The 21,590-nt window shown below is 71.4% G+C and carries 26 protein-coding genes; 8 read left to right on the top strand and 18 right to left on the bottom strand.

The features are described from left to right. Positions 1-169 precede the first annotated feature (169 nt). From ABIA35_RS07480 to ABIA35_RS07465, 4 genes are all read left to right on the top strand, one after another. Positions 170-640 carry a helix-turn-helix domain-containing protein gene (locus tag ABIA35_RS07480; protein ID WP_370335552.1) on the top strand — a complete coding sequence of 157 codons (471 nt, stop codon included), beginning with the start codon at positions 170-172 and terminating at the stop codon, positions 638-640. 17 nt (positions 641-657) lie between these two features. Next, on the top strand, positions 658-1,341 hold the full coding sequence (locus tag ABIA35_RS07475) for a hypothetical protein (protein WP_370335554.1): 684 nt from the start codon (positions 658-660) through the stop codon (positions 1,339-1,341). A 165-nt stretch (positions 1,342-1,506) separates the two neighbouring features. Further along, positions 1,507-1,833 carry a DUF2516 family protein gene (locus tag ABIA35_RS07470; RefSeq protein ID WP_370335556.1) on the top strand — a complete coding sequence of 109 codons (327 nt, stop codon included), beginning with the start codon at positions 1,507-1,509 and terminating at the stop codon, positions 1,831-1,833. Next, positions 1,830-2,654: an alpha/beta fold hydrolase gene (locus tag ABIA35_RS07465; protein ID WP_370357440.1), complete on the top strand. Its 825-nt coding sequence runs from the start codon at positions 1,830-1,832 to the stop codon at positions 2,652-2,654. The genes ABIA35_RS07470 and ABIA35_RS07465 overlap by 4 nt, the downstream gene beginning before the upstream one ends. 616 nt (positions 2,655-3,270) lie before the next feature. Here the strand turns inward: ABIA35_RS07465 and ABIA35_RS07460 are convergent. Continuing rightward, positions 3,271-3,771, bottom strand: coding sequence for a MarR family winged helix-turn-helix transcriptional regulator (locus ABIA35_RS07460; RefSeq protein ID WP_370335560.1), 501 nt, complete (start codon positions 3,769-3,771; stop codon positions 3,271-3,273). Positions 3,772-3,859: 88 nt separating this feature from the next. On the opposite strand from ABIA35_RS07460, the gene ABIA35_RS07455 reads away from it, so the two are divergent. After that, positions 3,860-5,407 carry an MFS transporter gene (locus tag ABIA35_RS07455; RefSeq protein ID WP_370357439.1) on the top strand — a complete coding sequence of 516 codons (1,548 nt, stop codon included), beginning with the start codon at positions 3,860-3,862 and terminating at the stop codon, positions 5,405-5,407. On the opposite strand, the gene ABIA35_RS07450 is transcribed toward ABIA35_RS07455, so the two are convergent. Continuing rightward, the gene (locus ABIA35_RS07450; RefSeq protein WP_370357438.1) at positions 5,363-6,382 is read right to left on the bottom strand and encodes a permease prefix domain 1-containing protein; all 1,020 of its coding nucleotides are present in this window, start codon (positions 6,380-6,382) and stop codon (positions 5,363-5,365) included. The genes ABIA35_RS07455 and ABIA35_RS07450 overlap by 45 nt on opposite strands. Continuing rightward, positions 6,379-6,735: a PadR family transcriptional regulator gene (locus ABIA35_RS07445; RefSeq protein ID WP_370335566.1), complete on the bottom strand. Its 357-nt coding sequence runs from the start codon at positions 6,733-6,735 to the stop codon at positions 6,379-6,381. Before ABIA35_RS07445 ends, ABIA35_RS07450 begins: the two co-directional genes overlap by 4 nt. Before the next feature lie 155 nt (positions 6,736-6,890). On the opposite strand from ABIA35_RS07445, the gene ABIA35_RS07440 reads away from it, so the two are divergent. Both ABIA35_RS07440 and ABIA35_RS07435 read left to right on the top strand, forming a co-directional pair. After that, positions 6,891-7,310 (top strand): YciI family protein, encoded by a 420-nt coding sequence (locus tag ABIA35_RS07440; protein WP_370335568.1) that lies wholly within the window; start codon positions 6,891-6,893, stop codon positions 7,308-7,310. Positions 7,311-7,368: 58 nt separating this feature from the next. After that, positions 7,369-8,730, top strand: coding sequence for an RNA polymerase sigma factor (locus ABIA35_RS07435; RefSeq protein ID WP_370357437.1), 1,362 nt, complete (start codon positions 7,369-7,371; stop codon positions 8,728-8,730). A gap of 49 nt (positions 8,731-8,779) precedes the next feature. Here the strand turns inward: ABIA35_RS07435 and ABIA35_RS07430 are convergent, their stop codons facing one another. The 4 genes from ABIA35_RS07430 to ABIA35_RS07415 all read right to left on the bottom strand — a co-directional run bounded on the left by ABIA35_RS07430 (position 8,780) and on the right by ABIA35_RS07415 (position 12,513). Beyond that, the gene (locus ABIA35_RS07430; protein ID WP_370357436.1) at positions 8,780-9,760 is read right to left on the bottom strand and encodes a DUF5996 family protein; all 981 of its coding nucleotides are present in this window, start codon (positions 9,758-9,760) and stop codon (positions 8,780-8,782) included. Between the two features lie 64 nt (positions 9,761-9,824). Then, positions 9,825-10,781, bottom strand: a complete 957-nt coding sequence (locus ABIA35_RS07425; RefSeq protein WP_370357435.1) for an asparaginase — start codon at positions 10,779-10,781, stop codon at positions 9,825-9,827. A gap of 8 nt (positions 10,782-10,789) precedes the next feature. Continuing rightward, positions 10,790-11,350, bottom strand: coding sequence for an aerial mycelium formation protein (locus ABIA35_RS07420; protein WP_370335575.1), 561 nt, complete (start codon positions 11,348-11,350; stop codon positions 10,790-10,792). Positions 11,351-11,505: 155 nt separating this feature from the next. Next, positions 11,506-12,513: a folate-binding protein YgfZ gene (locus ABIA35_RS07415; RefSeq protein ID WP_370357434.1), complete on the bottom strand. Its 1,008-nt coding sequence runs from the start codon at positions 12,511-12,513 to the stop codon at positions 11,506-11,508. An 80-nt stretch (positions 12,514-12,593) separates the two neighbouring features. Between ABIA35_RS07415 and ABIA35_RS07410 the strand changes: the two genes are divergently transcribed. After that, a complete protein-coding gene (locus ABIA35_RS07410; RefSeq protein WP_370357433.1) occupies positions 12,594-13,976 on the top strand; it encodes a hypothetical protein in 1,383 nt (460 codons plus the stop codon). A gap of 25 nt (positions 13,977-14,001) precedes the next feature. Here ABIA35_RS07410 and ABIA35_RS07405 read toward each other — a convergent pair whose 3' ends face one another. The 11 genes from ABIA35_RS07405 to ABIA35_RS07355 all read right to left on the bottom strand — a co-directional run bounded on the left by ABIA35_RS07405 (position 14,002) and on the right by ABIA35_RS07355 (position 21,578). Beyond that, complete coding sequence (locus ABIA35_RS07405; protein WP_370335580.1) at positions 14,002-14,445, bottom strand: Fur family transcriptional regulator; 444 nt, start codon at positions 14,443-14,445, stop codon at positions 14,002-14,004. A 68-nt stretch (positions 14,446-14,513) separates the two neighbouring features. Beyond that, positions 14,514-15,047, bottom strand: a complete 534-nt coding sequence (locus tag ABIA35_RS07400) for an FABP family protein (RefSeq protein WP_370335582.1) — start codon at positions 15,045-15,047, stop codon at positions 14,514-14,516. A 293-nt stretch (positions 15,048-15,340) separates the two neighbouring features. After that, a complete protein-coding gene (locus ABIA35_RS07395) occupies positions 15,341-15,640 on the bottom strand; it encodes a DUF1416 domain-containing protein (protein WP_370335584.1) in 300 nt (99 codons plus the stop codon). Continuing rightward, the gene (locus ABIA35_RS07390) at positions 15,637-16,500 is read right to left on the bottom strand and encodes a sulfurtransferase (RefSeq protein WP_370335586.1); all 864 of its coding nucleotides are present in this window, start codon (positions 16,498-16,500) and stop codon (positions 15,637-15,639) included. The genes ABIA35_RS07395 and ABIA35_RS07390 overlap by 4 nt, the downstream gene beginning before the upstream one ends. Before the next feature lie 201 nt (positions 16,501-16,701). Further along, positions 16,702-16,782 carry an Ms5788A family Cys-rich leader peptide gene (locus ABIA35_RS07385; RefSeq protein ID WP_344661945.1) on the bottom strand — a complete coding sequence of 27 codons (81 nt, stop codon included), beginning with the start codon at positions 16,780-16,782 and terminating at the stop codon, positions 16,702-16,704. A gap of 99 nt (positions 16,783-16,881) precedes the next feature. Then, entirely contained in the window at positions 16,882-17,592 is a 711-nt protein-coding gene (locus tag ABIA35_RS07380; RefSeq protein ID WP_370357432.1) for a zf-HC2 domain-containing protein, read from the bottom strand. After that, on the bottom strand, positions 17,589-18,173 hold the full coding sequence (locus tag ABIA35_RS07375) for a sigma-70 family RNA polymerase sigma factor (RefSeq protein ID WP_370336456.1): 585 nt from the start codon (positions 18,171-18,173) through the stop codon (positions 17,589-17,591). The genes ABIA35_RS07380 and ABIA35_RS07375 overlap by 4 nt, the downstream gene beginning before the upstream one ends. Before the next feature lie 199 nt (positions 18,174-18,372). Continuing rightward, positions 18,373-19,131: a DUF2993 domain-containing protein gene (locus ABIA35_RS07370; RefSeq protein ID WP_370357431.1), complete on the bottom strand. Its 759-nt coding sequence runs from the start codon at positions 19,129-19,131 to the stop codon at positions 18,373-18,375. Continuing rightward, the gene (locus tag ABIA35_RS07365) at positions 19,128-20,408 is read right to left on the bottom strand and encodes a hypothetical protein (protein WP_370357430.1); all 1,281 of its coding nucleotides are present in this window, start codon (positions 20,406-20,408) and stop codon (positions 19,128-19,130) included. The genes ABIA35_RS07370 and ABIA35_RS07365 overlap by 4 nt, the downstream gene beginning before the upstream one ends. Before the next feature lie 55 nt (positions 20,409-20,463). Further along, a complete protein-coding gene (locus ABIA35_RS07360; protein WP_370335593.1) occupies positions 20,464-20,715 on the bottom strand; it encodes a MoaD/ThiS family protein in 252 nt (83 codons plus the stop codon). Next, a complete protein-coding gene (locus tag ABIA35_RS07355; RefSeq protein ID WP_370357429.1) occupies positions 20,712-21,578 on the bottom strand; it encodes an alpha/beta hydrolase in 867 nt (288 codons plus the stop codon). Before ABIA35_RS07355 ends, ABIA35_RS07360 begins: the two co-directional genes overlap by 4 nt. Positions 21,579-21,590 lie beyond the last annotated feature (12 nt).

Raw genomic sequence — 21,590 nt, 5'->3', positions numbered from 1 at the left:
CGCCCTCGCGGACGGCCTGTCACCAAAGCCACGAACGGCACAGCCAGGATCCGACACATGCCGGGTGTCATGACCGAGCCGGCTGCCGAAGCCAACCGCCACAGTGCCCCGCATCACATCAGCTAGCACCCGCTTGCAATTGCAAGCACCCGCGTGCCACGCTGAACACATGCCCCACAATCCCCTGGGAGCCCTCCCGATCGGACCGCTCGGCGAGTACATCCGCGAGCAGCGCCGCAACGCGCAGTACTCCGTGCGGCAGTTGGCGCAGGCGGCCGGGGTGTCGAATCCCTACCTCAGTCAGATCGAGCGAGGGTTGCGCAAGCCCAGCGCGGAGATCCTTCAGCAGCTCGCCAAGGCGCTGCGGATCTCGGCCGAGACGCTGTACGTGCGGGCCGGGTTGCTGGACGGCGGCGCCGACGTCGATGAGGACGCGGCGACTGACGGGTCCGGTGTGCGGACCGCGATAACGGACGATCCCTGGCTCAGCGCGCGGCAGAAGCGGGCGCTGCTGGACATCTATGAGGCGTTCCGGATCGAGAGCGCGCGGGATGCGGCGCAGGCCGTGCCTGATTCCCAGGACGACGACAACGACGAGACCATCCACGGCCCGGCGAACTCCGGGCCCACCGAGCAGTGAATCGGAGAACTCCCCTCATGAACCCCGTGGACAGTGCCCGCAAGGCCGTGACGACCACCGTCACCAACCCCAAGCCCCTGTACTTCGCCGCCGGTGTCGGCGACGCCGCCGTGGCCGCGCTCAAGGACGCCCCGGCGCGGCTGACCGACGCCGGGTCCAAGGCCGGCGAGGTCGCGACCTCGGTGGCCGGCCGGGTGGCCGGGGTGGCCGAGACCGTGCAGTCGAAGATCGCGCTGGGCCAGCTCCAGGGCGACGCCAAGGCGCTGCGCGAGCGCATCTCCGAGCCGGACCTGCGGGCCGCCCGGGAGAAGGCCCAGACCCTGCTGCTGATGCAGGTCGGCCGGGCCCTGGAGGTCGCGGGCAAGGCCGTGGAGACCTACGACGGCTACTCCGAGCGCGGCAAGGCCGTCGTGGAGCGGGTGCTGGCCGGCCGGGTCACCGAGGTCGAGGTGGTCGCGGTGCAGGAGACCCGGAGCGACGACGGGACGGTGCGGGTCGAGTCGGTCGTCGTGATCGAGGAGGACGAGCCGAAGCCGGCAGCGGCCCAGCCGGAGACGGCCCAGGCCGACGCGCCGAAGACGGAGGCCCCGAAGGCCGACGCCGAGCAGCCCAAGGCCAAGGGCACCGCCCCCGCCGCCAAGAAGGCCGCGCCGCGCCGGGCCGCCAACGGCACCGCCGCGAAGAAGAACACCGAGAGCTGAGCAGAGCCGAGCAGAGCCGAGTAGAAGCATCGGGGGCAAGCAGCCACGCGAAAGCCAGATGTTGGTAGATCGCGAGGAGACTGGGAACGAGTCTGTCGGTCGCGTACGTTGAACGTAACGACCGGCAGGCACTTCCCGCCCCAACCGTAGAAGGAGGACGGCGACATGATCGGCTCCGCGCTGCGCGACGGCCTTTCCAGCTTCCTCGCCATCATCTCCCTGGCCGTGCTGGTCGGCCAGATCGTCGTCCTGGTCGACGCCGCCCTGAAGCGCGAGGACGCCTACCGGGCCGCCGGCAAGCTCACCAAGCCGGGATGGCTGATCATCCTCACCGTGGCGATCGCCGCGAACCTCATCCTGGGCCTGCTGTTCACCATCGTCGGCGTGGTCGTCGCGATGGTCTACTGGGTGGACGTCCGCCCGGCCCTGAAGGCGGTCTCCGGCCCCAAGCGCAAGAGCGGGAGCAACCAGGGTCCCTCCGGCCGCTGGTGAGGACCCTGACGCTGCCCTACGCCGGCCCGGCCGGCGGCGGGGCCGTCGAATACGCGCTCGCCGGAAGCCCCGCGCCGCCCACGACCCTGTTCCTGCACGGCCTGGCCGGCTCCATCGAGGACACCCGGCCGCTGGCCTCCGGCGTGCCCGGGCGCAAGGTCTTCGCGCACCTGCCCGGCCACGGCGGCTCCACCGGCCCGGCCCCGCTCGGCTACGACACCCTCGCCGCGGCCGCGCTGGCCGTCGCCGACCACGAGCACGCCACCGCCGCGCTCGGCGTCTCGCTCGGCGCGGCGACGCTGCTGCGGATCCTGAGCCGGACGCCCGACCGCTTCGAGCGGGTGGTGCTCTACCTGCCGGCGGTCGCGGACGTCCCGCGCAAGCCCGAAGCCGTGGCCCCGCATCGCGACCTCGCCGACCGGCTGGCCGTCGCGGACGTCCCCGGCGTCGCCGACGCTCTGCTCCGCACCCAGCCGCTCGCGGTCCGCGACGTGGCGATCGCCCGCGACTGGGCCGAGCGCCGCGCCAAGGAACTCGTCGCCGAGGACGGGGACGCCCGACGCTGGCTGCCGCTCGCCGAGGCCGTGCCGCTGGATCCGCGGGGTCTGGAACGGCTGCGCGCGGTGCGGGTCCCGGTCCTCGTGGTCGCGCAGGAGGGCGATCCGGCGCATCCGGTCGCGGCGGCGCGCAGAGTGGCCGAGGCGCTCCCGACGGCCCGGCTGACGGTCTTCGACCAGGCGGGTGCGCTCTGGGGTCACCGGGCCGGACTGAGGGCGCTCGTCACCGAATTCCTGACCCCGATCGGGAACCTTTCGCGCTGATATACGTTCGGTAACGCACCGGCCTCGACCTGCGATTTCTTTTCTCAGGGTTTTCTCACAGCGGTCTCAGCGAATCCACGAACCACGCGGGCCATGATGGTCTCACCCCCGAAAAACCCGGGAGAGCCCGACTCCCGGACGGTGTGGCTGCTGACGAGACGGCCATGCTGGGCCCCGGTCCTTTGGGACCGGGGCGTCGGGTCAACTCGCAGGACCCTGAGCTGCGTTCCACGGGCTGTGTTCGATGCAGCCCTCTGGGGCCGGTGGGGGCGCCGCCAGCGCGGCGTCTGGACTGTGCTTGATTGACAGTCAGTGTGTGTGGGATGCAAGACCCGGACCGCCCGTCCGGTGAGGCCGTTCAGCCCTCCTCCCTGAGCAGCGGCCACACCGGGCGGGCAGTTTGGCTTTCCCGGGCCTCTTGCTGGGCTTCTTGCTGGGCCTCTTGCTGGGCTTCTTGCTGGGCCTCTTGCTGGGCTTCTTGCTGGGCTTCTTTAAATTGCGCTTAACGAGCACCTGCTCTGATGTCACCACGCGTCGCGGCGCGGGCGGGCCTGGGACGGCCCCCGCCGCGGCGCGCCGGTCTGTGAGCGCAGGTCAGCGCCATCAGCGACCCCGCTCAGACCTGCCGGGCCCGCCGCGCCCCGGCCGGACTCTCCTCCGGCGTCGCCAGATGCCCCTGGGTCAGCAGCTTCAGCGCCTCCAGCAGCACCGGACGCATCTCCTCCGGCAGCGCCCCGATCGCCTCGGCGTGCACCCGGTCCACGATCTCCTGGGTCCGCTTCGCCATCGCGGCGCCGGCGTCGGTGACCGCGATGACGCGGGCCCGGCGGTCGGTGGCCGAGGGGCGGCGTTCGGCCAGGCCGGCCTTCTCCAGGGCGTCGACCGTGACCACCATCGTGGTCTTGTCCATGTCGCCGAGCTCGGCGATCTGGATCTGGGTCCGCTCCTCCTCCAGCGCCTTGACCAGCACGCAGTGCATGCGGGCGGTCATGCCGGCCTCGGCCAGGGCCGCCGCCATCTTGGTGCGCAGGACGTGCGAGGTGTGGTCCAGCAGGAAGGACAGGTCGGGGGACGTGCACGCGATGGCTTCGGTGCGCACGGGGGCCAGGGAGGTCATGAGGGGCAGTCTACTCCCGGACAACTCCGCGAGCAGATCTTCCCGAAAAAGATTGTCCGCTTCAGAACTATCCGCTACGGTCATTCGTATGTCCTCGGCATCCTCGGCGCCCTCAGCACCCTCCGCCGGCCGCGCGGCCGACAACGCCCGCCAAGCCGCCATCGCAAGCCAGTCCGGCATCGCCCGCCCGGCCGGCTCCCCGCGCCTGGCCCTCCTCGTCATCGCCGCCAGCGCCCTGATGACCGTCCTGGACGGCAGCATCGTCACCGTCGCGATGCCCTCCATCCAGTCCCGCCTCGGCTTCTCCCCCGCCGGCCTGAGCTGGGTGGTCAACGGCTACCAGCTCGCCTTCGGCGGCCTGCTCCTGCTCGCCGGCCGGCTCGGCGACCTGCTGGGCCGCAAGCGCGTGTTCCTGGCCGGCATCGCGCTCTTCCTCGCGGCCTCGGCCGCGGCCGGCGCCGCGACCACGCCGGCGATGCTGGTCGCCGCGCGGTTCGCGCAGGGAGTCGGGGGTGCGGCGTCCTCGGCGGTGAGCCTGGGGATCCTGGTGACGCTGTTCACCGAGCCGCGCGAGCGGGCCAAGGCGCTCGGCGTGTTCGCCTTCACCGGGGCCGCCGGGGCCTCGATCGGCCAGGTGCTCGGCGGGGTCCTGACCGACGCGCTGAGCTGGCACTGGATCTTCCTGATCAACATCCCGATCGGCCTGCTGACGCTGGCCGCCGCGGTCAAGGCGGTCCCGGCCGACCGGGGCCTGGGGCTGCGGGCCGGCGTCGACCTGATCGGCGCCCTGATCGTCACCGGCGGCCTGATGCTCGCCATCTACACCGTGATCGGCACCGCCGGCCACGGCTGGGGCTCGGCCCGCACACTGGGCCTGGGCGCGCTGTCCGCGCTGCTGCTCGCCGGGTTCTTCGTCCGTCAGGCCACCGCCGCCGACCCCCTGATGCCGCTGCGGATCCTGCGCTCCCGGGGCGTCGCCGGGGCGAACGTGGTGCAGATGCTGATGATCGCGGCGATGTTCGCCTTCCAGATCATCGTGGCCCTGGACATGCAGAAGGTCCTGGGCTACGACGCCACCAAGACCGGCCTGGCCATGCTCCCGGCGGCCGTGGCGATCGGCGCCGTGGCGCTGGGGGTCTCGGCCCGCCTGATCGCGAAGTTCGGGGCCCGCAGCGTCCTGATCACCGGCCTGCTGATGCTCACCGGCGCGCTGGTCCTGTTGCTCCGCATGCCGATACACGCGAACTACGTCCGCGACCTGCTCCCCACGATGCTGCTGATCGCCGGCGGCGGCCTGGCCATGCCCGCGACCGCCGGGCTGGGCATGTCCGGCGCCCGCGAGCAGGACGCCGGCCTGGTCTCCGGGCTCTACAACACCACGGCGCAGGTCGGGGCGGCCATCGGCGCGGCGGTGCTCTCCACGCTGGCCGCCGGCCGCACCGCCGGACTGCTGCGCACCGGCCACAACCCGGCGGCGGCGCTGAGCGGCGGCTATCACGTGGCCTTCGCGATCGGCGTCGGGCTGCTGGTGACGGCGCTGGTGGTCGCGGTGGTCGTCCTGCGCGGCGTCGGTCCTGACGGGAAGGACGATTCAGCCCTCGAGCCCGACTTGGAGCGCCTCGTACCGAGCCTCTAGGCCTCGCAGACCTCGCAGACCTCGCAAGCCCAGCAAAGTGCTGAACAGGCAGTACCCGGCGAACGCCGCGACCGCCTCGATCACCGCGGCCGGCACGTCGACGTCCCCCTTCAGCAGATCCGGCGCCTTCAGCGCGACTCCCGCCGCCACCGAGATCGTGACCGCCGACCGCCACGGATGCCGCCGCATCTGCAGCCAGCTCATCAAGCGCGGCATCCGTGCGGCGGCCGCCGTCCACACCCGGGTCACCAGCTCAAGGATCCGGGCGCTCCACCTCCACCGCGAAGCCAGCGCCACGCAGCAGTCGGCGATCACATCGAGCGTCGGATCTCCCCCCGCGACCGTGTCGACACGCAGCAGGGCCCGGACACTGAAGATCAGCGCGACCGGTACCGCCAGCGCCACCAGCGCCGAGGCCGCCCCCACGGTCCACGCGGAATGCGCGACGTTCCCGGCCGCGACCACGGCGATCGGTGCCAACGCCAGGACGGCGGCAGCCTGCGCCCGGACCGCCGTCCCCAGCGTCCGCGGGCCCCGACCGAGCAGCCAGGGCGCGATCACCGTGAGCAGGAACGCCGTCCCCGCGCACATCGCCGCCACCTGGCCGAGCAGCACCGGGACCCCGTAGTAGACACCCTGATTCGGCCACGGCAGCGCCGGCGCCCCGCTCCGATTCGCCAGCCCGGCGGCGCCGACCGCCGCGGCCACACATGCCACGAGCGCCCACGCCGCGACCCGCGCACTGTGCAGCGCGCTGTCCCGGTTGAACTCCGCAGCCAGTTCCTCCGGCGCGCCGAAGCGCGCGGCCGCCCGGCGCGCCGCTGCCTGCGGCGTGTACCCGGCCGCCTCCTCCTCGGCGACCAGGTCGGCCAGATGGGCCGCGACCTCGCTGGCGATCCGCCGCCGACCCCGCTTCCCGACCCGCAGCCGCCACGCGAGATCGTCGACGTAGCCCTCGATCGACCGGTAGGTCATGACGCCACCGCCGGACCGGCCTCGGAACGGCCGCCTGCTTCGCCGAACACCCGCTCCACGGCCGTCGAGAACGACCGCCACTCGCTGCGCCGCTCCTCGGCGGCGCGCCGTCCCGAGGCGGTCAGGCTGTAGACCCGCCGCCGGCGGCCGCCGACCTCGGACCAGCCGCTGGCCACCAGCCCGGCCCGCTCCAGCCGGTGCAGCGCCGGGTAGACCGAGCCCTCCGGCAGGTCGAAGACCCCGCCGCTGCGGTCGCGCAGCGCCTCGATGAGTCCGTAGCCGTGCGACGGCCCGGTGGCGAGCACCGCCAGCACCAGGCCGTCGAGGTGTCCGCGCATCATGTCCTGGCTCATACCTAGAAAGCCTAGGCTTAGATCGCCTCGGTATCAAGCGGTATCAAGCAGGGTTCCGTGAAGATCTCCGGCGCCCGATTGTCGATCCCGCCGCGCGCCGTCCGACGCTCTCGGAGAGGCTGGACCGACCAGCCCCGAAGCGAGGAGCGATCACCATGACGAAGTTCCTGGTCCTGATCCCGGGCAACGCCGACTCCGAGGCCGGTGTCATGCCCTCGACCGAGTTGTTCGCGGATATGGCCGCCTACAACGAGCAGCTCGCCAAGGCCGGCGTGCTGCTGGCCGCCGAGGGTCTGAAGCCGACGTCCGCCGCCGCGCAGGTGCGGTTCGACGACACCGAGCGGCGCACCGTCATCGACGGGCCGTTCACCGAGGCGAAGGAGATCATCGCCGGCTACTGGCTGTTGGAGGCCTCCTCGCTGCCGGAGGCGCTGGAGTGGGTGAAGCGCGCGCCGTTCGGCGGCGGTGTGACGCTGGAGGTGCGGCCCGTAGGCACGATGGACGACCTCGGCCCGGAATTCACGGCGCAGCTGCGCGAGGCCGAACAGGAGCTGCGGGGCAAGCTCGACCAGTAGCGCGTCGGCCGCGGGCCGGCTCGACCAGCACGTCCCCGGGAGCTGCCAGACTGGCGCCATGCCCGAGCCCGAGCCCAAGCCCGAGCCGGAGCCCAAGCCCGAGCCCGAGTCGCCTCAGACCGCCGCGACCGTGGAAGCGGTCTGGCGGCTGGAGGCGGCCCGGGTGGTGGCCGCCCTGGCCCGCTACACCGGCGATCTCGGCCTGGCCGAGGAGCTGGCGCAGGACGCGCTGGTCGCGGCCCTGGAGCAATGGCCCGCCGAGGGGGTGCCGGCCAAGCCCGGGGCCTGGCTGACGGCGGTCGGCAAGCGGCGCGCCGTGGACCACTTCCGGCGCGCCGAGACGCTGCGCCGCAAGGTCGGCGAGCTCGGCCGCGAGCTGGAGATCGACGGTGTCGGCGGCCAGACCGCCGGCACCGACGCGGCCCTGGAGGCCGTGGACGCGGCGGCGTCCGACGCCGCCATCGACGACGACCTGCTGCGCCTGGTCTTCACCGCCTGCCATCCGGTGCTGTCCGACCAGGCCCGGGTCGCGCTGACGCTCCGCGTCCTGGGCGGCCTGAGCACCGCCGAGATCGCCCGCGCGTTCCTGGTACCGGAAGCCACGGCGGCCCAGCGGATCGTGCGGGCCAAGCGCGCGCTGGCCGACGCCGGCGTGCCGTTCGAAGTCCCCGACGGCCCCGAGCGGCGGCGGCGCCTGGCCTCGGTGCTGGAAGTCGTCTACCTGATCTTCAACGAGGGCTACTCGGCCACCGCCGGCGACGACTGGCTGCGCGCCGACCTCTGCCAGGAAGCACTCCGCCTGGGACGCCTGCTGGCCGGGCTGATGCCGGCCGAGCCGGAGGTGCACGCGCTGGTGGCGCTGATGGAGATCCAGGACTCGCGGCGGCGCGCCCGGACCGGGCCGGACGGGGAGCCGGTGCTGCTGCTGGACCAGGACCGCGCGAAATGGGACCGGCAGCAGATCGAGCGGGGATTGGCGGCGTTGGTCCGCGCAGATCAAGCGTTCGCGGCGGACGTCTCCGGGAACCCCGCCGCCGAACCGGGCACCTACCACCTCCAGGCCGCGCTCGCCGCCTGCCATGCCAGGGCCCGCTCCGCCGAGGACACCGACTGGCAGCTGATCGCCGACCTCTACGACCGCCTGGTCCGGCAGACCCGCTCCCCGGTCGTGGAGCTCAACCGCGCCGTCGCGGTCGGCATGGCCCAGGGCCCGGCCGCCGGCCTGGCGATCACGGACACGCTCACGGGTCTGCGCGCCATGCGGGGCTACCACCTGCTGCCGAGCGTGCGCGGCGACCTGCTGCTCCGCCTCGGCCGCCGCGCCGAGGCCCGGGCGGAGTTCAAGCGCGCGGCCGATCTGACCGCCAACACGCGGGAGCGTGCGCTGTTGCTGGCGCGCGCCGCCGCGTGTGCGGACTGACTCAGCTCACTTGCTCCGGTCCACGACGTCCGACAAGCAGTCCGAACTCTTAGAGCTGCTCCGGCCAATGCCGCCCGAGCGGCTCTTCGCTGCGCAGCAACGGATCGGTGATGCCGTCCCAGCACGCCAGGGCCGCGTGATCCCAGTGGGCCAGTTCCGCGCCGGCTTCGTAGGCGGACTCGTAGAAGGCCAGCGCGCAGCCCACAGGATCGTCCGACCTGCGTGCCTCGTCATAGGAGTAGTACGCGGTATGGCTTCCCCGCGCCACGACCCAGCGGGCCGGGCCGGGGCGCAGCGGCTTCCCCTCGATGCCCTTGGGCTCGGGGTACGTGTAGGAGTAGAACGTCGGCTCGGGAGTGTCGGGGTCGCCGAACCAGAACCCGGAGCTGATCTGCTCCCGGGAGTAGGACTCGCGCGTCGCGTCGTCCATGCCGTCCGCGGTCGGGATCTGGCGCGGCGAATAGCGCTGGGTCGCGATGTCGAAGGTGTGCCAGAAGACCTGGACCGGGCTGACCTTGCCGGAGAAGGTCGCGCTGAACTCCTCCAGGATGCGTCCGACCTGGCTGTAGACCTTGAAGGCGCGGTGCGCGTGTTCGGGCACGTAGGTCTTATGCTCCGTGTCCTCCGCGAACGGACGCTCTTTGTCGGGCAGGTCGTAGGGATACGGATGCTCGATGTGCGGATCGACGTCCAGCGCGCGCAGCGCCTCCTGGGTCTGGGCGTAGAACGACGCCACGGTCTGGTCGGCCAGCGGGACCAGCGCCTGGCCGCCGTGGTCGGTGTCGATGCGCAGGACGTGGTCGAAGAAGTCGAATTCGCACGTGAACAACGGTCCCGACCGCGCCGAGCCGAGTTCGACGGTGGACCAGCCGCGCGGCTGGTTGCGCAGCGTGATGTGCCACCAGTGGTTGCGCCGGATGCCCCGCGCGAGAGCGAGCTTGCCGACGATCTGCAGGTAGCGGTGCAGTGTTTCCCGAGTAGGACGCCACTCCTCATACGGGATGGCGGGGAGGACTTCGGAGTCGCTCATGACCGCGAGCCTAAGCGCGAAACCGGCCGAGCGCCCCTCAGCCCTCCCCCACCCGGGACGGGCCTCAGATCAGCGAGCGCACCGCGCCGACCGGGTGCCCGCCGCCCAGCAGCGGGGACTCCGCGTAGCGGCTGAGCACCGCGGCCTCGACGCCGAGCCGGCGCAGCGCCGCGACCAGCACCGGGCCCACCGCGCGGCGCTCGTGGTCGCCGTCGCCGACCTTGAGGGCGATCGCGCGGCCGTCGGGCAGCGCCACCGCCTGGACGCCCTCCGCGCCGCCCTTGGCCAGCAGGCCGGGGATGCCGGCCATCAAGTCGGTGTCGATGCGGTCGGTGCCGGAGACGTACTCGGGGTGGGCGCGCATGGCGTCGGCGACCCGGCGCTCGGGGGTGGCCGGCGCGGCCAGGACGGCCGCGCGGAAGGCGCGGGCCAGGCCGACCAGCGAGATGCCGTACAGCGGGGCGCCGCAGCCGTCGATGGCGTCGTGGCGGACCGGCTCGCCGGACAGCCGCTCGACCGCCGCGCGGGACGCGCGCTGCATCGGGTGGTCCGGGGCCAGGTAGTCCTTGGTCGGCCAGCGGTTGGCGACGCAGGTGGCGAGCATCGCGGCGTGCTTGCCGGAGCAGTTCATCGTGATGCGCTGCTTCCCGCCGCCGGCCCGGACCAGGGCCAGCTTCGCCTGCTCGGCCAGCGGCCAGTCCGGCGGGCAGGCCAGGGCCTGCTCGTCCAGCCCCGCGCCGGCCAGGATCTTGCGCACGCCCTCCAGGTGGAAGGGCTCGCCGGCGTGCGAGGCCGCGGCCAGCGCCAGGAGTTCGCCGGTCAGGTCCAGACCGTTCTCCAGCATCGCCACGGCCTGCATCGGTTTGTTGCTGGAGCGCGGCATCATCACCGCGTCCACGTCGCCGTAGGCGAACTCGACACTGCCGTCGGCAGCCAGGGCCACCAGGCGGCCGTCGTGCCACCCCTCGGTGAACCCGGAACGGACTATCTCGGCGAGGGGGACGACTCCCTGAGCGGTCATGTGCGGTGTTACTCCATCTTCTGCTCCTCATTGAGCAGATCGTCGACGGTTGCCTGCCCCTCACGGTAGCGGCGGGCCAGCTCGGCCGCGAACCGGTCGATCACCGCCTGCGCGATCCGCCGGTACTCGGAGACCTCCCGCTCGTAGGCCTTGAGCGTCAGCCGCGCCTCGGCCAGCTGCGCGTCGGACAGGTCCAGCACGATCGCCGGCCCCGCCGCGTCGATCCGCTCCTCCATCTGCGAGCGGTACTCGCCGGGATCGGGGTCCGGGACGATGACGATGTCCATATGGCGCGGAGAGCGCGCGTTGGCCGGCGGGTCGTCGGCCAGGATCGCCGCCAGCGACTGCACCAGCGGCTCGGCCGACCCCGCGGCGCGCCGCCGTAACTCGGCATCGATTATGTCGATCCGGCCGTGCAGAACCCGGCGGAGATAGGAGAGTTCGGTCTCCTCGCGGAGCGCGTCCCCGCGCTCACGCCGGATGGCGGCGACTTCGAGGGCCTCGACATCCGCGTCCGGCCGCCGAGCGGCGATCAGGACGCGGTCGAGTCTGGTGGCGTGGGTGCCCATAACAGCATCGTTCCATGCAGGGGAATAGTGCGGATCGAGGTTGGGCGTATCGCCACCCGATCGCGACGGCGCGTCGCGGGTCGGGGTGAGGATCGGGTGCCGGATCGGGTGCGATCGCGGTGCGGTCTTCGGACTTGTCAGACGGCCTGGAGGCCCTACCGCGCGGCGCGGAACTCCGGCCGCCGGTTCGCGCCGGCATCCGGCGCGACCACGACCTCCTGCGCCGCCGGGATCCCGTCCGCCAGCAGCTGGTCCTCGACCGGCGTGGTCCGCTTCACCACCGCCAGCGCCACCGGCCCGAGCTCGTAGTGCCGCGCCGCGGACGTCACGCGCCCCACCACGCGGCCGTCGGCGGTGGTGACGTCGGTCCCGTGCCCGGGCAGGCGCTCGGGCGTCCCGTCCAGGTGCAGGAACACCAGGCGGCGCGGCGGGTGGCCGAGGTTGTCCACGCGCGCGACGGTCTCCTGGCCCCGGTAGCAGCCCTTGTTCAGGTGCACCGCGCCCGGGTGGCCCTCGGAGGCGATCCAGTCGATCTCGTGCGGGATGGTGCGGTCGTCGGTCTCCCGGCCCACACGCGGGCGGTGCGCGGCGATCCGGAGCGCCTCGTGGGCCCACATGCCGGCGGGCTCGCCCGCGCCGCCGTCCCGGGCGAAGCCGGCGAGGCGCTCGCGCGGCAGGAAGAGCTCGTGGCCCAGCTCCACCTCGCGGGCCAGGACGCCCTCGGGCACGGGGCCGGTCGTGAGGACCACCGCGTAGGCGTCCGTCACGTCCTCCGGCTCGACCCGCATCATGAAGCGCATCTTCTGCAGGAACGCGAGCACCTCCGGCGCGGTGCCCGGTTCCACGTGGAACCACGTCGCCTCGCCGTCGTCGACCAGGTACAGCGCGTGCTCGACGCGCCCCTGCGGGGACAGGATCAGCGCCTCGACCGCGGTCCCCGGCTTCAGCGCCTCCAGGTGCTGGCTGGTGAACGAGTGCAGCCACGTCAGCCGGTCCGGGCCGGACACCCGCAGCACACCGCGGTGCGACAGGTCCACGAAGCCGCGGTGCTCCTCGGCCAGCCTGCGCTGCTCGCCGTGCGGATCGCCGTAGTGCGCGGCGACGCCCGCGTCCGGCGGGTCGGCCGGGACGGCGGTGGGGAGGGTCAGCAGAGGGCTCGTCATGGTTTCAGTCTCTCCTATCGCAAAGCGCCTGTTACGCTGCCGGGGCTCATTTCGGTGCAACACGCAGGGCGGGGAAATCCATGGCACGGCGGACTCGAACCGTCTGGGCGGCGAGTGTCGCGCTGGCGGTGGTCGGCTCGTTGTCGGTCAGCGGGCTCGCCTCGGCCAAGGACCACCCGAGCCATGCCGCTTCGGCGGCGAAGACCCTGGTCAAGGCGTACGGCTCGAGCACGGCGAGCCATCCCGCCACCACACCGCCCACCACCGCCACCAGCACGCCGGACAGCTCCATCAGCTACGACGACCTCGACGCGTTCGTGGCCGGGCATTCCGCGGCGCTGAAGAGCAGGAGCCGCGCGGGCTTCGTCTCGATCGTCGACCCGAAGAACCCGGACCTGGTGAAGAGCCAGGGCCAGCTGTTCGACAACCTCCAGAAGATCCCTTTCACCACCGCCAAGTACGCGGTGAACATGGTCGACGAGAGCACCGCCGCCCAGGGCACGACCTCGACCGCGACGGTCACCGTGGCGTTCGACCACCAGATCGCCGGCGTGGACAGCGTCCCGGTCGAGGAGCGCTACAAGTGGACCGTGCAGCGCACCGGCGTGAACGGGCCCCTGGAGGTCACCGCTATAGCGGGCGCCACCTCCGAGCACAACTACCCGGCCCCGTGGGACGCGGTGGCCGGCCTCACGGTGCTCACCCGCCCGAAAGTCGTGATCATGGCGGACGACACCTCGGTGTCCTTCGCCAAGACCCACGCCGATGCCATGGAGCGGGACGCGGAGTACGACTTCGCCCACTGGTCCGGTGGCTCCGGCACAGCACCCGGTTTCACGGTCTTCCTCACCGCGGACCGTTCCCGGTACGAGGGCATCTACAACCAGGACCGTGTGGAGTCCGTCGGCGTCACGGTGCCGATACCCGCAGCGGGGAAGGACGACGGGTTCTACCCGAGCTCCCGCATAGCGGTCGACACCTCGCAGTACAAGAACGTCGACCCCGCTGACGCCGACATAGTGTTCAAGCACGAGATGGCCCACGCGATGATCGGTCCCTTCGACGACCAGAGCGCGAGCTCCGGACAGGATCACCTGTGGGTCATAGAGGGGTTCGCGGAGTGGGAATCGCAAAGGATGTACTCCACAGGGGAACTCCTCTATGACGGCGACACCCTGCACGCCTATCTAGGCAAGCACGGAGTTCCCCATGCGCTGCCCACAGACAGCGACGTCTACAGTTCCAACTCTGATACGTCCGCACTGGGCTACTTCTACGCGCACATGGCGATCCGCTACATGGCCGACGAGTACGGAGCGGACAAGGTCGACCGGTTCGTTCTGGCCGTCTACCAGCACGCGACGGGATCGACGTGCGTCGACGACGCGATGAAGAGCGTGCTGGGCACCACCACGGATCAGTTCACGCAGAGCTTCGCCAAGTGGCTGCACAACTCCGTGTGAAGGAACAGGCTTAGGGGCAGCGGGCTCAGGAAGCCTCGCCCTGCTCCCGATCGCGGCACTCGGCGCACGTCCCGAACACCGCCAGGTGCCGCACGTCCGTCTGGAACCCGTAATCCTCCATCAGCCGCTGCACGAGCGGCTCGGCCGCGGAGTCGGCGGCCTCCAGGATCCGCCCGCAGCCGCGGCACACCAGGTGCACATGCGCCGGCTGGTCGGCGGTGTGGTAGATCTGCGCCCCGTGTCCGAGGTGCGTGTGCGTGACCAGCCCGAGCTCCTCCAGGAGCTCCAGGGTGCGGTACACGGTCGACAGGTTCACGCCGCGGGCGGTGCGGCGGACCTCCTCGCAGATGGCGTCCGGAGTGGCATGGTCCAGGGAGGCCACGGCCTGCAGGACGAACTGGCGCTGCGGCGTGAGGCGGTAGCCCTTCGCGCGCAGCTCCTTCGTCAGGTCCGTGGGCGCGGTTTCCATACCACCACTATCCCACCGGCCGGGTACAGCGGTCGCCATCGTTCATATACCGAGGGTCTTCCCGGATCTCACTTGACCGGCTTGAGCTGCGCCGAGAGGTGCGACTGCATGGGCTGGCCCATGGCCGCCATGTCGAAGGCCCAGAGCAGATCGCCCTTCACCAGGCCGTAAAGGCGGTGTCCGGCGGTGTACTCCTTGGCGGTCTCGGTGCGCGCGACCAGGTCGGTGCGCAGTTCGACCTTCGCGCCGTCGGCCTCGCCGACCCAGATCTCGGCGATGCCGGTCGGGTGCGACAGGACCACTTCGAGCAGAGTGCGGGTGGTGCCCGCGGTCCCGTTCTCCTCGGTGCGCGCCTGCGGACGCCAGAACCCGGTCTCGGTGGCCAGCGGCCGGACCTGGTTGCCGTCGTCGTCGAGCAGCCAGGACCGCGACTCGTACTTCAGGAAGGGCTTGTCCGGCGTGTAGGAGAACACGGCCTCCTGCCCGAAGTTGAACGACTCGATGGTCGGGTATCCCCCGACCCCCGCACCGGCCCAGGTACCCAGCAGGAACGCCAGCGGCACGCAGTCCGGGTGCAGGTCGGAGGGGATCTCCAGCGGCATCAGTTCTGGCCCTTGAACAGCCGCAGCACCGTGAAGGACGCGAACCACACGACGGCGAGGGCCACCAGGACCAGGAGGATGTCGAAAAGGGTCTGGACGCTCATGGTGGGGAGTTTATCGGAGCCGGTGGGGAGCTGTTCGGTGAGCTGGGTCTCTTCGGGTCACGCGCCGCATGACGGCGCTCGCCCCCGGTCCCGAAGGACCGGAAGCGGGCGCTCCCCTCATACGCTCGTCCGCTCAGCGGTTCGGCGGCTCAGCGGCTCAGCGGTTCGGCGGCTCAGCGGCTCAGCGGTTCAGACCGCGAGCGCGACCTCGGCGACCTCGCCCAGCGTCGCCTCGACCGAGGCGTCCACGGTGCCGCCGGGCACCAGCGCGCGCACCGTCCAGGTGCCCGGCGCCGCGAAGAACCGGAACCCGCCCTCGGGGCTGGTCGGCACCTCGGCGGTGAACTCGCCGGTGCTGTCCAGCAGCCGCACGTACCCGGTCACCGGCGCGCCGTCCTTGCTGACCGCGCCCTGGATGACAGTTTCCTTCGCCACGTCCACTCCTTCGATGCTGAATCCGCCGGCGGGGGCGCCGCACGAGGCCGTCACTGCTGGCCGCCCTCGGGCGAGCCGGGGTTGGAGCCGAGCGAGACCGGCACGCCGACCAGCGAGCCGTACTCGGTCCACGAGCCGTCGTAGTTCTTCACGTTGGCCTGGCCCAGCAGCTCGTGCAGCACGAACCAGGTGTGCGCCGAGCGCTCGCCGATGCGGCAGTAGGCGATGGTGTCCTTGGACAGGTCCACGCCCTCGGCCTCGTACAGCGCGGTCAGGTCGTCGTCGGGCTTGAACGTGCCGTCGTCGTTGGCCGCCTTGGACCACGGGATGTTGCGCGCGGTCGGCACGTGGCCGGGGCGCTGCGACTGCTCCTGCGGCAGGTGGGCCGGGGCCAGCAGCTTGCCGGAGTACTCGTCGGGGCTGCGTACGTCGACCAGGTTGTCGGTGCCGATCGCGGCCACGACGTCGTCGCGGTAGGCGCGGATCGCCTGGTCCTGCGGCTGCGCGGTGTAGCTGGTGGCCTCGCGGGTCGGCTGCTCGACGACCAGCTCGCGGGAGTCCAGCTCCCACTTCTTGCGGCCGCCGTCCAGGAGCTTCACGTCGCCGTGGCCGTAGAGCTTGAAGTACCAGTAGGCGTAGGAGGCGAACCAGTTGTTGTTGCCGCCGTAGAGCACCACGGTGTCGTCGTTGGCGATACCGCGCTCGGACAGCAGCGCCTCGAACTGCTCCTGGTTCACGAAGTCGCGACGGACCGGATCCTGCAGGTCGCGCTTCCAGTCGATCCGGATGGCGTTGCGGATGTGGTTCTTGTCGTAGGCGGCCGTGTCCTCGTCGACCTCGACGAGGACGACCTTCGGGTCGTCCAGGTGCGCCTGGACCCAGTCGGCGTCGACCAGGACGTCGTTGCGACTCATGGGAGTCCTCCGGATGGTTCGGGTTTCGGATCGGAGTGGGGGTGCGGCCGCGGAAGTGGTTGTTCCGGTACCGCGGGCACGCGGAAGCACGTACGTGTCCAGCTTGGGTCCGCGCTGAGGCAGAGGGTGGCCCGTCTTACATCGATCGGGCGTCGCGTCCCCGGAAAACAGGGGTCACGGAAAGCAGCCGGCCCTCCGGGGTCAGCGCATTCGACACAGGCAGGCGGCGACGCGGCACAGATCGACTGCGCGTCGCTTGGTGAAGTCCGCCTGCTGCTTCATGTCACCGACTCTAGAGACGCCTCGGGGCGGTGTCACGCACGTACCGCACTGTGAGACGACGGTCTTACGTTTTGTACGCCTCGCAGGTCATGCCCGCGCTCACGAGCTCATCGGCACGGTGATGTCATACGCACCGTAGCCGACGACCCGCACCTCGAAGTGGTCGATCTGCTCGGCCGGCAGCGCCGTCGCGGCGGGGATGTCGATCGCCTTGCCGGCGACCGACTTCCAGTTCGACAGCTGGATCACGTCGTGGTTCTTGTCGTAGACGTACAGCGTGCAGGTCAGTCCGTCCGGCGTCCCGCTCATCTTCGCGGTGACCGAGGTGCCCCAGCTGTGGTCCTGGTAGGAGATCTGCGCTGTCACGCCGCTCTGCGTCACTGCGGGCAGCATCTCGGCGTTCGTGGAGCCGCTGGAAGTCCCGCCGTGCCCGGCCCAGAAGCCGCCGACGACCAGCACCAGGGCGGCGGCGCTGCCGCCCGCGGCGACCATGATGCGCTGACGGCGCGGCGCCCGGAACGGAGCCGGGGTGCGGGTGCCGAACAGCCGCCGCCGCGAGTGCCCCGGCTGCCCGGCGGCCTCCGCGGGCACGGTCTCCGGCATCGGCGCCCCGACCAGGCCGATGTCCATGACCCGCTTCACCCCGACGAACGAGGCGTACTCCTGCTGGCACTCGGGGCAGTCGGCCAGGTGCCGCCGCACCTCGCGCGCCTCGTCCGCGTCCAGCGCGCCGAGCGCGAGGGCACCGACGGCCATCCGCAGGTCCTCGTCGTCGCAGGCGCCCGGCCTGGTCTCCGGCTCCCGGTTCACGGCTTGATCCCCCGTTCCTCGAAAGCGGTCCGCAGCGCGCGCAGCGCATAGTAGGTGCGCGACTTGACGGTACCCGGGGGGATGCCCAGGGCTTTGGCGGCCTCGGCCACCGACAAGCCCTTGAAGTACGTCTCCCGAAGCACCGCCCGGTGGTCGGGGCTCAGTGTCGCCATCGCCTCGGCCACCTCCCATCCGAGCAGTATCCGGTCATGATCATCCTCGACGACCGCCTCGCGGGCGATCCCCAGCGCGAGCCCCTCGTCGCCGACCTCCTTCGGCCGCGACCGGCGGGCCCGCGCCTGGTCCACCACGATGTTCCGGGCGACCGTGCACAGCCAGGCGCGCGGCGAGCCGCGCTCCGGGGCGAACGCCTCGGAGTGCTGCCAGGCCCTCAGGAACGTCTCCTGCACCACGTCCTCGGCCCGTCCGCGGTCGCCGTCCGTCAGTTTGAGGACGTAACCCAGCAACGGACCTGCGTGGTCCGCGTAGAGGGATCTGAGACGCTCCGCGTCCGCGCTCGCGACGTCCACATCGGGGACACGCAAAGGAGGCGGTTCCGGTTCAACCCGCCGCCACCACATCACACGCCGATGATGGCACCGCCGGTCGTCCTCCGACAGCCGATCGCGCCGGACGGTCCGGGACGAGGGTTGTGACCTGCGTCGGAGGAAGTAAAAGAGGCGGCGGCCCGCGAAAGGGGACCACCGCCGGGCCGGAGCCCCGCCCGGCCGGGATCGTGCAGGGCCGGGATCGTGCAGGGCCGGCAGGCCGCGCGGGGCCTCAGTCGGAGGACACCCCCGAGCCGGTGACCCGCACGTGGTCCGCCTCGGCGTACACGCGCAGCCCGTCGGCCGAGGTCTGCATGTTGGCCATCTGCAGGGTGAGCTGCATCGGCAGCGTGCCGACGTTGATCGGGAAGTCCAGCTCGCGCGGCACCCGGCCGGCCAGGCCGCCCGAGGAGGACTCGATCTTGTTGGCGGTCAGCTGCAGCCGGTTGCCGGAGCTCAGCGACAGCCTGCTCTGCAGCGTGACCTTGCCCAGGCCCGGGACGTTGCCGGTGACCCGGACCGTGTTGTCCGGCCCCTCGGCCAGCGTCACGTCCAGGCCCTGTGAGGCGGCCGCCGACTCCATGTCCGTCCAGCTGAACAGCGCGGTGCCGGACAGGTGGTCGACGTCGGCCTCCTTGAAACCGTCGGAGGGCGCAACGCCGTTGAGGTCCACGTGCAGATCGGTGACCCGCACGTTGTTGTGGACGACGCCGCGCGCGTCCACCGAGACCTTGTCCAGCTTCATGCCGATGAGCTGGGTCAGGAACGGGAAGTTGGCGATGTTCACCGAAGGTTTGCTCTGGAGGTTCTGGGACTGTTGGATCCGCTTGGCGATCTGGCTCTCCGCGATGCTCACCGTGATCCGGTCGGCGGCCACGAACAGACCCGCGAGCACGAGCAGCGTGATCGCCAGCCTGGTCGGCCACCTGCGGCGTCGGACCGGCTGACGCGCCTCCCACTGCAGCTGATCGAGCCCCTCCTCGGAAGTCATGGGACGAGGATAGCCGCGGCGTACGAAGCGAGGGCGGCGATCGTGACCGGTATCGCGACCACCGCGGCCCGGCTCACCCCCAGATCCGGATTGCGCGCGGCCACCAGCGAGACCAGCCCGCAGACCACCGCCCCGGCCGCCACCGACGGACCGTGCAGCACCGCGGCCGGCACGAACAGCCCGGTCAGCCCGGCGAACAGCAGAGCCGAGGCGGCCGCGGCCAGGGCCCGCACCGAACCGGGCTCGACACCCCGCCGCCGCGCCCGGAACACGGCGTCCGCCGCGACGAGCACGAAACCCACCCCGAGGCCCGCCGCGAGCGGCAGCACCGCGTCGTCGGGCTGGAACTTGAAGACGGCGGCGGTCCCGACCAGCGTCGGCAGCGCGGCCACCACGGCGGTCCGGCGGGAGGCATGGCCGGCCAGGCCCAGAACCGCCCAGGCGACGACGAGCTGGAGCGGCAGCGCGACGGCGGCCACCGCCTTGGCGGAGACGAAGGACGCGATCGCCAGGGCCACGGTCGAGGCCGCGATGAAGGGGAGGTGCGACAGCAGGGGAAGCGGCTGACGGCGGGGCTCCGGGGAGTCGTAGCCGTAGGCGTCGGTGTATTGGTCGGCGTATTGGTCGACGTGGCTGTCGGCGTAGGGCTCGGTGTACGGCTCGGCGTACTGATCGGTGTATTGGTCTGAGTACTGATCGGTGTACTGATCGGGGTAGCCGTCTGCGTAGGGCTGGGCATACGGCTCGGCATAGGGCTCCGCGTAAGGCTCGGCATAGGAATCGGAGTACGACTCCTCGGCGGCCGGTGCGGAACGACGGCGGCCGGGCTGCGGCGGCGCTTCCTCATAGGGTTGTTCGAAGTAGGGCTGCTCGTAAAAGGCCTCTTGTTGGTAGACCTCTTGTTGGTGCGGCTCCTGGTAATAAGGCTCTTGGTAGCCGTAGCCCTCTTCGTACTCGGGCTGGTGCTCCTGCGCGTAGTACCCCGGCTGCTCATAGCCCGGCTGCTGCTCGTGGCTCGGGTACTGCTCGTACCCCGGCTGCTCGTACCCCTGCTGTTGCTCATAGCCCGGCTGCTGCTCGTACCCCGGGGCCTCCTGGTAGCCGTACGCCGGGTCCTGCGCGTACTCGTGCCCCTGGTACTCCTCAGCCGGCTGCTCATAGCCGTACTGCGCATACGGATCCTGATGGTCCGGCTGCCCGCCGTGGGGATACCCGGGCTGCTGCGCCGACGGCTCGGACGCCGCCCGCCCGCGCCGTCGGCCCGTGTACTCGCCCACCCTGCGTTCCTCCTGCCGACGGTCTACCCGCTGCACGCTATACCAGCCGGGTCGCTCAGCCCCCGGCGAACGGCGGAAGCACCTCGACCACGGCCCCGGGTGCCAGGCGCACGTCGGCCGGGTCGCGGCGGCCCACCGGGGTGCCGTCCACGAGGAACGACGCCCGCCGCACCACCTCGCCGAGTCCGGCGCCGTGCCGCGCGACCGCCGCGGCCAGCACGTCGGCCAGGACCTCGCCCTCGAACGGCTCCTCGGCGATCCCGGCCGCCGCCTTCGCCGCCGCCCAATAACGGATCAGCCCGCTCATCCCGCCTCGCCCTCCATGACCTCTCCCGCTTCGCCGAACTCCCCCTTCTGTCTTCTATATTCGCCCTCCCCCGCGCCATAGGAAGATCCAGATCCAGATCCAGATCCGGATGCCCTGGCGGATCCGGCGGGCGTGCCGGCCGCCGGCAGCGCCCGCACCCAGCGGCCGATCCGGCCGACCAGCTCCCGGCCGGACGCCTCCCGGGCCGCCGCGGCCTCCGCGTGCCCGAAGCCGGGCTCGATCCACAGCTCGCGCGGCTCCCCGGCCGCGGCGTACAGCGCTTCGGCGTGGCCCAGCGGGAAGTACTTGTCGGCGTCGCCGTGCACCACCAGCAGCGGCACCGGCGCGATCCGGCCCGCCAACTCCACCGGGGACTCCGGGACCGGGTTCCAGCCGTCGGGCAGGATGCGCGTCTTCAGATGCCACGCCGAAACAGCGCGGCCCACCGGGTGCTGCACCAGGAAGTGCACCAGCTTCATGGCGCGGGTGGAGCGCTCGAACCACCACGCGGGGCCGCTCACGGACACCACCGCGTCGGTCACCGAGCCCGGGCCGACGCCCGAGCCGCACAACCCGGCGTGCCGCACGACCACGGAGGCGCCCATCGAGAATCCGACCGTCGCCACATTCTCGTAACCCAGGACGCGTGCCCACTCGACCGCGGCGTGCAGGTCGAGCACCTCGAGATCACCGAGCGTCGATCGGCCGTGTGACTGTCCGTGACCGCGGAAGTCGAACGCGATGATTCCGCCATATGGACGCAACACGGCCGCGATGTGGGCCATGTCGCCGGTGCGCCAGGAGCCGCCGAATCCGTGGCACAGGACGAACACCCATCGTCGATCGACACCCGCTCTGTGCACGGCGTTAAGGCG

It is taken from the genome of Catenulispora sp. MAP12-49 (assembly GCF_041262705.1).
In the GTDB taxonomy this organism is placed as follows: Bacteria; Actinomycetota; Actinomycetes; order Streptomycetales; family Catenulisporaceae; genus Catenulispora.
Note: the sequence above shows the minus strand (reverse complement) of the source record. Positions and strands in the feature narration are given on the sequence as shown.

Coding starts and splice junctions, on each gene's coding strand:
- ABIA35_RS07480 (WP_370335552.1), top strand. CDS start 170: ATGCCCCACAATCCCCTGGGAGCCCTCCCGATCGGACCGCTCGGCGAG.
- ABIA35_RS07475 (WP_370335554.1), top strand. CDS start 658: ATGAACCCCGTGGACAGTGCCCGCAAGGCCGTGACGACCACCGTCACC.
- ABIA35_RS07470 (WP_370335556.1), top strand. CDS start 1,507: ATGATCGGCTCCGCGCTGCGCGACGGCCTTTCCAGCTTCCTCGCCATC.
- ABIA35_RS07460 (WP_370335560.1), bottom strand. CDS start 3,771: ATGACCTCCCTGGCCCCCGTGCGCACCGAAGCCATCGCGTGCACGTCC.
- ABIA35_RS07455 (WP_370357439.1), top strand. CDS start 3,860: ATGTCCTCGGCATCCTCGGCGCCCTCAGCACCCTCCGCCGGCCGCGCG.
- ABIA35_RS07450 (WP_370357438.1), bottom strand. CDS start 6,382: ATGACCTACCGGTCGATCGAGGGCTACGTCGACGATCTCGCGTGGCGG.
- ABIA35_RS07445 (WP_370335566.1), bottom strand. CDS start 6,735: ATGAGCCAGGACATGATGCGCGGACACCTCGACGGCCTGGTGCTGGCG.
- ABIA35_RS07440 (WP_370335568.1), top strand. CDS start 6,891: ATGACGAAGTTCCTGGTCCTGATCCCGGGCAACGCCGACTCCGAGGCC.
- ABIA35_RS07435 (WP_370357437.1), top strand. CDS start 7,369: ATGCCCGAGCCCGAGCCCAAGCCCGAGCCGGAGCCCAAGCCCGAGCCC.
- ABIA35_RS07430 (WP_370357436.1), bottom strand. CDS start 9,760: ATGAGCGACTCCGAAGTCCTCCCCGCCATCCCGTATGAGGAGTGGCGT.
- ABIA35_RS07425 (WP_370357435.1), bottom strand. CDS start 10,781: ATGACCGCTCAGGGAGTCGTCCCCCTCGCCGAGATAGTCCGTTCCGGG.
- ABIA35_RS07420 (WP_370335575.1), bottom strand. CDS start 11,350: ATGGGCACCCACGCCACCAGACTCGACCGCGTCCTGATCGCCGCTCGG.
- ABIA35_RS07415 (WP_370357434.1), bottom strand. CDS start 12,513: ATGACGAGCCCTCTGCTGACCCTCCCCACCGCCGTCCCGGCCGACCCG.
- ABIA35_RS07410 (WP_370357433.1), top strand. CDS start 12,594: ATGGCACGGCGGACTCGAACCGTCTGGGCGGCGAGTGTCGCGCTGGCG.
- ABIA35_RS07405 (WP_370335580.1), bottom strand. CDS start 14,445: ATGGAAACCGCGCCCACGGACCTGACGAAGGAGCTGCGCGCGAAGGGC.
- ABIA35_RS07400 (WP_370335582.1), bottom strand. CDS start 15,047: ATGCCGCTGGAGATCCCCTCCGACCTGCACCCGGACTGCGTGCCGCTG.
- ABIA35_RS07390 (WP_370335586.1), bottom strand. CDS start 16,500: ATGAGTCGCAACGACGTCCTGGTCGACGCCGACTGGGTCCAGGCGCAC.
- ABIA35_RS07385 (WP_344661945.1), bottom strand. CDS start 16,782: ATGAAGCAGCAGGCGGACTTCACCAAGCGACGCGCAGTCGATCTGTGC.
- ABIA35_RS07375 (WP_370336456.1), bottom strand. CDS start 18,173: ATGTGGTGGCGGCGGGTTGAACCGGAACCGCCTCCTTTGCGTGTCCCC.
- ABIA35_RS07370 (WP_370357431.1), bottom strand. CDS start 19,131: ATGACTTCCGAGGAGGGGCTCGATCAGCTGCAGTGGGAGGCGCGTCAG.
- ABIA35_RS07360 (WP_370335593.1), bottom strand. CDS start 20,715: ATGAGCGGGCTGATCCGTTATTGGGCGGCGGCGAAGGCGGCGGCCGGG.